Origin of the sequence: Gardnerella sp. DNF01159, assembly GCF_049244215.1 — a bacterium.
GTDB classification, from domain to species: Bacteria; Actinomycetota; Actinomycetes; order Actinomycetales; family Bifidobacteriaceae; genus Bifidobacterium; species Bifidobacterium swidsinskii.
The window spans coordinates 352,675-363,726 of the sequence record NZ_CP058387.1; the positions used below are offsets into that span (position 1 = coordinate 352,675).

Consider the following 11,052-nt stretch of genomic DNA (forward strand, 5'->3'; position numbering starts at 1 on the left):
TGCGAAATCGTAGAGCCGGCTTATTGCTAGAATAACTTAACTACAAATCAGATGTGGAAGTAAAGCTCATACTCGAGTGGAGTTGGAGCCAAGCGAGCCATATCCATTTCCTCATGCTTCAAATTCAGCCAAGTTTCAATCAAGTCGCTAGTAAATACGTCGCCTTGCATAAGGAAGTCGTGATCCTCTTCCAAAGATTGCAAAGCTTCACCAAGCGAAGAAGGAACTTGCTTAATGCCGTCATGCTCCTCTGGAGGAAGCTCGTACAAATCTTTATCAACAGGGGCAGGAGGCTCAATATGGTTAATAACACCATCCAAACCTGCCATAAGCTGAGCGGAGAATGCTAAGAATGGGTTGCATGAAGGATCCGGTGCACGGAACTCAATACGCTTAGCAGCAGGTTCTGTACCAGCAAGAGGGATACGAATAGCTGCAGAACGGTTACGAGCAGAGTAAACCAAGTTGACTGGAGCTTCGTATCCTGGAACCAAGCGATGGTAAGAGTTAAGCGAAGGATTCGTAAATGCAAGCACAGAAGAAGCGTGCTTAATCAAGCCGCCAATGTACCAACGTGCAATATCAGAAAGTTGAGCGTAGCCAGTTTCCGCATAGAACAATGGCTTGCCATCTTTCCAAAGCGACTGATGGCAGTGCATGCCAGTGCCGTTATCTCCAGCAATTGGCTTTGGCATAAATGTTGCAGCCTTACCAGCTAAAGCAGCAGTTTCATGAACCACATACTTGTATTTCATCAAATCATCGCCAGCATGAACAAGCGTATTGTAACGGTAGTTGATTTCCTGCTGACCTGCGCCGCCGACTTCGTGGTGAGAACGCTCAAGAATCAAACCAACTTTTTGCAAGTTGTAAACCATGTCATCGCGCAAATCCTGATTGTGATCTACTGGTGGCACAGGGAAGTAGCCGTGCTTTACGCGATTCTTAAAACCAATATTGTTGCTACCGTCATCTTCAGTGTCGATGCCAGAATTCCAAGGAGCTTCGTTAGAATCAACCTCATAGAAGGAGCGCTGCATGTCGTTAGCAAAACGCACCTTGTCAAAGATGAAGAACTCAGCTTCAGGGGCAAAGCTTGCAGTGTCAGCAATGCCAGTTGATTTCAAATAGGATTCTGCTTTAATAGCGACCTGACGAGGATCCCTAGAATATGGCTCATCTGTTACAGGGTCAACAATAGAGAAAGCAACATTCAGAGTCTTATGCTTACGGAATGGGTCAATATAAGCAGTGTCAACATCTGGAATAAGCTTCATATCTGATTCGTTAATAGCCTGGAAGCCTTGCATTGAAGAACCATCGAACGCCATTCCATCAGTGAAAGCGCTGTGTAAGAACTCGTCAGCAGGAACAGTAAAGTGCTGCTGAACGCCAATTAAATCAGTAAATCGTACGGATACGTACTCAATGCCTTCCTTTTCAATAAGGGCTGCGGCATCTTCTTTAGTTTGCAAAGTGGTCATGGTCACCATTCCTTTCTTAAAAAACCCAGTAATGAGTTTATGACTATGAATGCCATTTTGGATTTCAGCGACTCGAATATCTCGTTACGTTTGTGTTACATAATGTTACGTGTAGTTGCGTAGATGCGCATAATTGCAATCGTTTAGTAGGAAATAGTAGAAAATTGTAATAAATAGTAATAAATAGCGTAACTATTAAGTATTACAAAAATAGTTACCATTACATGCCGCTAATTCGCATTCATCAGTTCGCGCAGTTACAATAGTACCTATGAATTACCAAGAGCAAGAAATGCATGAATATAAGATGCATGAGCATATTAAGGAAAGTGAAAATAAGCTAGATTTAGCTTCACTTTTCCCAGCTAAAGGCGATGACAGAAGGCCGCCAGATTGGCTAGGTCGTGCACTTATTTACGTTGCAATTATTACTTTTGTGTCTATCTTCCTATGGTTCGCTTGGAATAGCATTTCATTCATTGTTTTCGATGTTGTGATTTCTATTTTTATTGCGCTCGCAATGGAACCGCTTGTTGTTCGGTTAATTAAGCATGGTTGGAGGCGAGGAGTTGCTTCTGGCTTTACGCTAACGGGCTTGCTTGTTGTAATTAGCTTGCTACTTGCTTTGTTTGGTAATTTATTTGCTCAGCAGGTTGTTTCAATGGTTATGGGCTTGCCTGATTTATACAATCAATTTGCAAATTTTGTGCTTCACTATACCGGTTTTAAAATGCCTAATATTGAGCAGCTTGGCATGGAAATTTTGAAGCATGTGCAAACATCTTGGGTTGTTGATTTTGCTGGCCAAGCACTTAACACAACATGGGGATTGATGACTGTTCTGCTTGATTTACTTACCATTATTATGGTTACGTATTACATTTCTGCAGCAGGTCCGGCTATGCGTCGTAGCATGTGCCGTTGGATGAATCCGCAATCTCAGCGTCGTTTCCTATTTATTTGGTCAGTTGTTCAAGAGCAGATTTCGAGCTTCTTATTTTCGCGAATTATTTTGGCAGCGATTAACGCAGTGGGTACCGCAATTTTTCTTATTGTAATGAATATACCGTATTGGCTTCCGCTATCCTTATTCTGCGGAATTGTTTCGCAGTTTGTGCCTACAATTGGTGGCTATTTGGGTGGAGCTTTGCCTATCTTGGTTGCATGGGGTTCCAATGGTTTTGGTGCGGCTGTTGCAACATTAATTTTTATTACGATTTATCAGCAAATTGAGAACATGGTTATTTCGCCGAAGATTTCCGAGAAGACTATGGATCTGAATCCTGCAGTAGCTTTTATTTCAGTTCTTGTAATGGGCGCTGTATTTGGTGCTCTTGGAGCATTTTTGGCTTTGCCTGTGACTGCAAGTTTGCAAGCAATTTTTAGAGTATGCACGAAGCAATATAGTTTAGTTTCTTCTCCGCTTATGAACGATCCTCACCCTGATCATACTTCTATTATTGTTCGTTGCGTTGAAGCGATTGGCCGTAAGTTCATGAATCCAATGAGTGAAAGTGTTCATCGTGTAATGAAAGGCACAAGCTCTCGCATTTCTCTGAACGAGGATATTCTATATTGGTATAAGCAAGCTTATGTGTCAGACTCTGACGATGCGAATGGTAGCAAAGTTTCTTCTAACGATTCTGATCAAACTGACGTATTGGCAACAATGCCAATTTCGCGCGAAATATTAGATGCCGTAAATAAAGATATTGCAAAGCGTAAAGTAGATTCTGAAAATAAGGATTCTTCTAAAGCAAAATTGCAAGTAGGCGAGTCTAAAATAGTAAAAAATACAAAAAATAATAAAAGTAACGTAAAAAATAATCCACGGAGCGGATGGAAGCGATGATTCTTCTATCAATATTTGATGTACTAGTAATACTTATTGGCATAAGCGGTGTTGTGTATCAAGGTGTTTGTGCTGTTGCATCTTTATTCGCTAAGCCTATTGTTTTTCCTGAAGCACCAATGGATAAGCATTATGCTGTGCTTATTTCTGCGCGCAATGAGGAAGCTGTTATAGGTAATCTTATTCATTGCATTCAAACTCAAACATATAGACAAGATTTTATTGATATTTGGCTTGTTGCAGATAATTGCACTGATTCTACTGCGCAAGTTGGCCGCAATTGCGGATGCAACGTAATTGAACGTTTTGATAAAGAGCATATTGGTAAAGGTTATGCGCTCAGCTATCTTCTCGATCATATTATGAAAATTGGTGCGGATAAAGTTTATGACGCGTACTTTGTTTTCGATGCAGACAATAAACTTGATCCGCATTATTTTGAGGAAATGAATAAAGGTTTCCACGCAGGATATCAAATTTTAACCAGCTATCGTAATTCCGTGAATCTTTCAGATAATTGGGTTTCGTCTGGCTCTGCACTTTGGTTTATTCGAGAATCGCGATTTACTAACAACTCTCGAATGCTATTCGGTTCGAGTTGCCATGCTGGTGGAACTGGATTCATGTTCTCGCGTGAGATTATGCACAGAAATAGCGGATGGAAATTCCATCTTCTTACTGAGGATCTTGAATTTACTATGGATGCTATTCTTCACGGAGACAAAGTTGGATATTGCGGTTCTGCAGTGTTGTATGATGAACAACCTGTGTCGTTTAGGCAGAGCTGGAGGCAGCGTCTTCGTTGGAGCAAGGGATTCTTGCAGGTATTTCGTTACTATGGAGCAGCTCTTATTCGACATGGTATTCGCGAAAGAGATTTTTCGTCGGTTGATTTTACGCTTATGCTTTTCCCATTTATGGTTTTGGCTGTTGCAAGAATAATACTTGGGTTTATTTTTGCTGCATTTGGATTTGTAACATGGATGAGTCAAATCTATTCAATAATTAACTTCATTACAACTACTGTTACAAGTGTTTTAGGCATGATGATATTTGTGTCGCTCACTATTTTAGTTGAACACGATAAGCTTGGTGCAACGAATAAGGAACTATTTGCGTACGCTCTTAGCTTCCCGATTTTTATGCTTTCGTACGTGCCTATTGCGTTCCAAGCTATTTTCTCAAAGAGCGAGTGGAAGCCGATTCAGCATACCGGTCGTTAAGCTCTCGTTTAATATGGTGCATTGCTCCAAGTATGGGTAACTTGTTTCGCGTTTGGAGTGTTGTCTGTGTCATTTTGCTCCAAATGTGGGGTAGGTTTCTCGTGTTTGGAGGGTTTTGGTGGGTTTTTGCTCCGAATGTGGGATGGTTGTCTCGCGTTTGGGGCGGTGTGTGCGGCTGCTGCTGGCGTTGCGATTGCGCAAAAATTGCGGGTATGAGATAATAGAAGCCTTGATATAAGCGTGTGATTGCGCAATTAATGTAGTGCAATGCGTGCGTTTATCTGTATACTGCGAGGTTTCTATGGTAGATTCTATTCCGTCTGAATATCCGTCCGAGTATCCGTCCGGAAATACTTTTGCTAGCAGCGTTCCAGTTTTTGGCGCAAACACTTACGACGCTACTAACGAAGATGTTCCAGCGGTTTCTATTAGCGGATTTGTTAAGACTTTTGGCAAGAAAGTTGCTGTAGATAATCTTTCGTTGAGCATTCCAGCAGGCTCTTTCTATGGATTAGTCGGCCCGAATGGTGCTGGCAAAACTACTACGATTAAAATGCTTACGGGCTTGCTTATGCCAGATGCTGGCTCGGCTTCGATTTTTGGCAACGATGTTTGGAGTGACGTAAATCGCGCTAAGCGCGCAATCGGTTTAATGCCTCAGGCCGACGAGATTTTTAAGACGATTACTGGCCTTCAGCTTTTAACTTACGCTGGCATGCTTCGCGAGATGAGTCGCGCTGAGGCTGTTCGTCGCGCGAACGATTTGCTTTCTGCATTCGACTTAACAGAAGCTGCAAACACTATGGTTTCGGACTATTCAACTGGTATGACTAAGAAGATTTGCCTTGCAACAGCTATGATTCACAGCCCTCGCGTACTTGTGTTGGACGAGCCTTTTGAGGCAGTGGATCCTGTTTCTAGCGCAAATTTGAAGGATATTCTTGCCGAGTATGTTTCTACTGGCGGCACGGTGATTATTTCTTCGCACGTTATGGAATTGGTTGAAAAAATGTGCTCGCACGTGGCGATTATTAACGAAGGTCATGTTGCGGCTGCTGGCACTCTTGAAGAGGTGGCTCAGGGCAAAGATCTTGAAGATCGCTTTATGGAGCTTGTTGGCGGACGTCACGCAGCTGCGCGCATCGACTGGCTTAACGGCGGCAATAGCGCAACACCAATCGCAAGTAATTACAACGCGTGAGCGAAAGGCGGTAAGTAATCATGTCTATGATTTTTACAATGGTTCGCCTTCGCTGGGCGCTTACTTTTTCTGTTATGCGAAAGTCAATTTGGCAAAAAATTGGCTTTGCTATAGCAATTGTTTTTGGACTTGCGCTTATATGCGCTCTTGGTTTTGCTGGCTGGGAAACTGGCAAGTACATTAATCCAGGAATGCTTGCAGATACTAAAAATTGGCAGGAATTCCAATTGGCTCCAATAATGGTTGCGTCGATTGTGTCAATTTTTACGCTGTTTATAAACGTGTTTATGTTTGGCAGCGACACAACACTAAAATCGCGTAGTTTTGCGCTTTACGGCATTCCTTACGTAAAGCAGCAAGCTGGCATGCTTCTTGGCTCTCTTTTTGGAGCGCTTTCAGTAAGCTGCACAATCGCGCTTGCTTTGTGGTCTTTAGCGTACAGAAGCTTTGGAATTGTGCCGGTTTTAGTCAGCGTAATTGCAGCTCCGCTTTACGTTGCAACAATCGTGTCTTTAAGCAAAATGCTTATTGAGCTTTTAGATACTATTTTAATAAACAAGCGTTCAAGAAACATTTTTTACTTTGCCATTTTTATAGCGTACATGATTTTTGTTTCATCAATGAATACGCATAGCCCTTCGCCAAATGGAATTGCGCTAGGCACAAGTTTCTGTGCTGCGTCCGCTTTTACACCATTAAGTGCAGCTATGGCTTTGCCGCTCGATGCTATTAATGGCAATTGGCTTGCTCTTGCTATTCGCTTCCTTATTTGCGTTGTAACGATTGCTGCTTGCTTTGCAATCTCTGTATTTTGCGCAAAATTAGAGCCGAAGTTGCTTCGTGGTGAGCAAAAAACAGTTGTTAAAACTAAGGGAATCGGCTTGTTTGCAGCAGTTCCAGACAACACAGTTGGTGCGATTATTGCGCGAATTATTAGCGTTATGAGAAGAGATATGCGTCAGCTATTTTTGCTTATTGCGCCGCTTTTTATGCTGGTAGTTGCAGGAGGAAGTAGTTTTAAGGCTAAAGGATTTGATTCTCTAACAGATAACTTAGGTGTTTCTGGATGGATGATGTATGCTGCTTTGCTTATGGGCATGGTTGTTGGAAACAATATTGCTTACGATGGCACAGCTTTTACTATGCATGCGATTATTGGAGTAAAAGGTTTGCACGATCGCTTAGCGAACGCAATAGTTTGGTCAGTGATTTGCGCTGTTTATTTTGCGATTATTGGAGTAGGGGTTTACGTTTTCCTTTTCTTTGTAGCAAATGTTCAGCAAAATGTGAATGCAGTTATGTTCCAGATTCTTTCGCCAATTGGAATAGCTTTTGCTTCCATAGGCATTGGCTTAATTTCTTCGTGCATTGCAATGTACCCTGTGGCATCAATCGAAAAGCCATTTTCTAGGCCGCAAGGAAGTGCTGGCGGGCGAAGTTTTGCAGCTATAGGCTTTATGCTTCTTTCTGTAGTTTGCATGATTCCTTCGGTTGCGGCTGCGATTGCGTTTATGATTCTTGCGCCGCAACTGCTGTGGATTGCAAGCATTTTGTTTGTAGTAAACGGCTTGATTGTGCTGGTTGTTGGCGTGATTCTTGGTGGCAAAGTAATGGATAAGCGCACGATTCGCATTGTAGAAAACTTGCGCAGATTCGCGTCTATTACTGCGTAACTTACGCACGCTTTGTTGCAAGCGCAATGTATAGTTAAGCGCGGTATTTGCAATCGATTTAAAGGTGTGCTCGCATGGAAAGTAATAAAGGCTTAAACGATGCCTTAAATATTCCTAATGCGAGCACGCCAGCGCAAAGCGGCGAACCCAACAAAAGTATCGAGCCTAAACCAAGTAGTGAAAAAAAACTAAGTAGTGAATCTAAATCAAGCAGTGAGATTAAACCAAGTAGCGCACAGAAGAAAAGTAAATACGCTGCTATGGTTTTAAGAAGCCAATATCCTTCTCGTTGGCGATTGCTTATTGCATTTATAGCAGTTATAGTTAGTGCAGCAATTATTTTTACTTATTTTTTGCTTGACGTATACGATATTCTTCCTGGTCCTTTGACGTTGCGAAAACAACATTATGCTGTAACTGTTTCTTCTCCTAAATCACTTTTGCGAGTTAAATCACTAGCTAAAGGCGTGACTTATGGTAAAGAAATAAATCATTCGCAAGCTCAAAAACTTATTAACGAGTTGGTTTCCGATGCTTCTATGAGTAGCAGCACTTCAGCAGTAATTATGGATGCTAATGGGCGAGTAGTTGCTTCACATGAGCCAAATGCTTTAAGAGAGCCAGCGTCAACGCTTAAAACTTTAACTGCTAGCGTAGCTTCTCGCACTCTTGACATGGGTTCAACTCTTGATACTCAAGTATTTTTGTTGCCTAAAACAGGCGGTGAACCAGAACGAGCTTCTAGTACGAATGCTAGAAAGCTTGTGCTTCGCGGCAATGGTGACATGCTTCTTGGCGTTGGAGAAAACGATTGGCACCATGTCAATGGCAGAGCAGGTTTAACGACATTAGCGAGAAGAACAGCCAACGCGTTGAAGCTTGAAAATATTCACACAGTTTCTTTAGCTGTTGATGACTCATTGTTTGGCGCAAAACGTGCTCCTGATTTGATTTATGAAACAGATGTTGAACGCCGCTTTTATGCTCAAACGTCATCTTTGGCTATAGATGATGCTCGTCAGCGTGACCTTTCAGTGCAAGGTGTTGACGCTGACGCTATGACAGATTTTCCGCTTTCTGATCCTCATCCTGCTTTAAGTGTCGGTCATGTTTTTGCTAAATTATTAAGCAAACAAGGAATAGTTATAAGTAATTATTCTAATAAAACCGCTTCTGATGAAAAAAATTCCGGTTCAGGCTCGTCTGCAGATGATTCTTCTGAAAACAATAAAGATTCTGAAAATGAAGATAAATCTGCACAGTCTGAAAATCTTGTCATACCAGTAAGCGAAACTCAATCGTTAATATCATCTAATTCGCGTTTAATTGCACAAGTTTCTTCTGCGCCATTAAACGAAATAATGGCATATACGCTTCGTATTTCAGACAACACATTGGCGGAAGAGTTTGGTCGTTTGACTGCGCTTGCAACTCACAAATCCAACTCTCCGGAGGGTGCAGTTCAGGCAGTAAAAGAGGGATTGCGCAAGCTCAATATCGATATACGTGGTTTGCACATGTCTGATTGCTCAGGCTTGTCTCCAAAATCAAGGTTGCGCGCAACAACGCTAGCTCAAGTACAAGTGCTTAATATTAAAGCCGATTCTGGAGGTGCTGCAGCTGCTGAAGGATTGTCTCTTCCTGGTTTAGTTGGAACAGCAAGAAAGCGTTTAGCGGATGAATCTTCTGCCGGCATGCTTCGCGTAAAGACTGGTTCTTTAAGTGAAGTTACTTCTATGGTTGGTAATGTATCTAGGAAAAGTGGTGGAGTGCTAACTTTCGCTGTTGTTGCGAACCAGCCAGCTGATATTTGGGGAGCGTTCGTAGCGATTAATAAGTTTATGGCAGAATTGCCAAAACTATGATTTATGAGTTGCAATTTAGCATTATTGGCGCGCTACACTAGAAGCTATGGTGTATTCTTCTCGCATACGCGCAGGAATTGGCGCAATCAAGCATTGTTTTGACGAACTTTCATTATGTGCACAAGACGCGCGTTTTTCCGAACATGGCAATCACGCGACAGATGTTGATGCTCCTCTGGTTCTTATTGCGTGCTCTGGAGGTAGAGATTCTCTTGCACTTACAGCATTGAGCGTGATTGTGTGCGCAAGTAGGGGTATTCGTTGCGGTGTCGTAATAGTAGATCACCATTTGCAGCCACACTCAACTGAAATTGCCAATACTGCTGCTAAACATTGTTTGCAATCTGGAATAGATGAAAAGTACGTGTATATTCAATCTGTGAACGTTGAAGATTCGGGAGAAGGCGAAGAATCTGCTGCTAGAAATGCTAGGTATCAAGCAATTATTGAGGTCGCTAAAAAGCAGCAAGCTGCAGCCGTGCTTCTAGCTCATACTGCAAATGATCAAGCAGAAACTGTAATGATGGGGCTAAAAGATTCTGCAGGTTTAGAAGCAGTTGCTGGCATGAAAGCAGTGACATTGCGTCAAAACGTGCTTTTTGCGAGGCCTCTTATTAAGCTTAGTAGAGAAGATACTACTGGTATTTGCGAGGATTTAGGCATTTCATGGTGGGATGATCCTACAAATGGTGACGATATTTCGCAAAATGAGGAACTTTCAGAAAATTATCCATTGAGATCTCGAGTTAGACACACGTTAATGCCTTATATTTCGCGATTTTTTAATGCAAATATGGTTACTTTGCTTTCTCGTGGAGCTGAAATAGCTAGAGACGATCTTGACTATATTAATTCTCAAGTTGACGAAGCTAGTTCACAAGTGATGGAATTTGATAAAAATGCGAAAACTGTTAGGTTAAAAGCTGAGAAGTTAGCGCAATATCATCCATCAATTCGTAGACGGATTATAGTGCGTGCGTTAAGTGAGCTTGGTCTGCGTTTCTCGTCAAGTCACATATCGGCAGTGGACGAACTATGTACAAAATGGCATGGTCAGAAGCCTTTTTCGCTGCCAAATTATTACGAAGCGACTCGGCTCTCGCGCAATATCGTCATTCGCTTATGCAAAGATAGTGAACATGCAAATTGCAGATATACGAGATGACATCGACTATGAATTAATTAGCCACGAAGACCTTATGAAGCGTATTCGTGAAGTTGCTAAACAAGTAAGTGAAGATTACAAAAACCGTAATGTTTTGCTTGTTGCAGTTCTCAAAGGTGCTGTAAATACTCTTGCTGTATTTTCGCAAGAATTAAGCATTAACGCATCAATGGACTTTATGAGCTTGTCTAGTTACGGCAGTGGCACTCAAACTAGCGGACAAATCACTGTTCGCGAAGATTTAAGTACTGATGTGCGTGGTCGAGATGTGCTTATTGTAGAAGACATTGTTGATTCCGGTCGCACGCTAGCTTGGCTTGTAGATGAGCTAAAAGGTCGTGGTGCTGCAAGTGTAAAAGTTTTTGCATTGCTCAGTAAGCCTGCACGTCGCGAAGTAGACGTACAAATCGACTACTCGGGCTTTGAAATTCCTGATGCATTTGTCGTTGGTTTCGGAATGGACTACGACGAACGCTACCGCAATCTCAATAGTATTGCGGTATTAAAGCCATCAGTGTATGGTGCTTGATTTTATAGATTCTATTCAGAATTTTTATATAAATTGAGGAGTTTGAAAGGAGCCTTATTA

8 protein-coding genes are annotated in these 11,052 nt (G+C 42.0%); 7 read left to right on the plus strand and 1 reads right to left on the minus strand.

Features of this window, described 5'->3' with window-relative positions; translation table 11 throughout:
- Nucleotides 1–47: 47 nt before the first annotated feature.
- A complete protein-coding gene (gene glnA / locus HXT39_RS01255) occupies nt 48–1,484 on the minus strand; it encodes a type I glutamate--ammonia ligase (RefSeq protein WP_004109385.1) in 1,437 nt (478 codons plus the stop codon).
- Nucleotides 1,485–1,755: 271 nt separating this feature from the next.
- Between glnA and HXT39_RS01260 the strand changes: the two genes are divergently transcribed.
- The 7 genes from HXT39_RS01260 to hpt all read left to right on the plus strand — a co-directional run bounded on the left by HXT39_RS01260 (nt 1,756) and on the right by hpt (nt 10,992).
- Nucleotides 1,756–3,336, plus strand: a complete 1,581-nt coding sequence (locus HXT39_RS01260) for an AI-2E family transporter (RefSeq protein ID WP_102703225.1) — start codon at nt 1,756–1,758, stop codon at nt 3,334–3,336.
- On the plus strand, nt 3,333–4,559 hold the full coding sequence (locus HXT39_RS01265) for a glycosyltransferase family 2 protein (protein ID WP_102703456.1): 1,227 nt from the start codon (nt 3,333–3,335) through the stop codon (nt 4,557–4,559). The genes HXT39_RS01260 and HXT39_RS01265 overlap by 4 nt, the downstream gene beginning before the upstream one ends.
- Before the next feature lie 301 nt (nt 4,560–4,860).
- Nucleotides 4,861–5,760, plus strand: coding sequence for an ABC transporter ATP-binding protein (locus HXT39_RS01270; RefSeq protein ID WP_102703224.1), 900 nt, complete (start codon nt 4,861–4,863; stop codon nt 5,758–5,760).
- Between the two features lie 20 nt (nt 5,761–5,780).
- A complete protein-coding gene (locus tag HXT39_RS01275) occupies nt 5,781–7,433 on the plus strand; it encodes a hypothetical protein (RefSeq protein ID WP_162861134.1) in 1,653 nt (550 codons plus the stop codon).
- 74 nt (nt 7,434–7,507) lie between these two features.
- Complete coding sequence (locus HXT39_RS01280) at nt 7,508–9,298, plus strand: D-alanyl-D-alanine carboxypeptidase (protein ID WP_102703223.1); 1,791 nt, start codon at nt 7,508–7,510, stop codon at nt 9,296–9,298.
- 46 nt (nt 9,299–9,344) lie between these two features.
- Nucleotides 9,345–10,463 carry a tRNA lysidine(34) synthetase TilS gene (gene tilS, locus HXT39_RS01285; RefSeq protein WP_102703222.1) on the plus strand — a complete coding sequence of 373 codons (1,119 nt, stop codon included), beginning with the start codon at nt 9,345–9,347 and terminating at the stop codon, nt 10,461–10,463.
- Complete coding sequence (gene hpt / locus HXT39_RS01290) at nt 10,438–10,992, plus strand: hypoxanthine phosphoribosyltransferase (RefSeq protein WP_101886119.1); 555 nt, start codon at nt 10,438–10,440, stop codon at nt 10,990–10,992. The genes tilS and hpt overlap by 26 nt, the downstream gene beginning before the upstream one ends.
- Nucleotides 10,993–11,052 lie beyond the last annotated feature (60 nt).

Coding starts and splice junctions, on each gene's coding strand:
- tilS (WP_102703222.1), top strand. CDS start 9,345: ATGGTGTATTCTTCTCGCATACGCGCAGGAATTGGCGCAATCAAGCAT.
- HXT39_RS01275 (WP_162861134.1), top strand. CDS start 5,781: ATGTCTATGATTTTTACAATGGTTCGCCTTCGCTGGGCGCTTACTTTT.
- HXT39_RS01265 (WP_102703456.1), top strand. CDS start 3,333: ATGATTCTTCTATCAATATTTGATGTACTAGTAATACTTATTGGCATA.
- HXT39_RS01270 (WP_102703224.1), top strand. CDS start 4,861: ATGGTAGATTCTATTCCGTCTGAATATCCGTCCGAGTATCCGTCCGGA.
- hpt (WP_101886119.1), top strand. CDS start 10,438: ATGCAAATTGCAGATATACGAGATGACATCGACTATGAATTAATTAGC.
- HXT39_RS01260 (WP_102703225.1), top strand. CDS start 1,756: ATGAATTACCAAGAGCAAGAAATGCATGAATATAAGATGCATGAGCAT.
- glnA (WP_004109385.1), bottom strand. CDS start 1,484: ATGACCACTTTGCAAACTAAAGAAGATGCCGCAGCCCTTATTGAAAAG.
- HXT39_RS01280 (WP_102703223.1), top strand. CDS start 7,508: ATGGAAAGTAATAAAGGCTTAAACGATGCCTTAAATATTCCTAATGCG.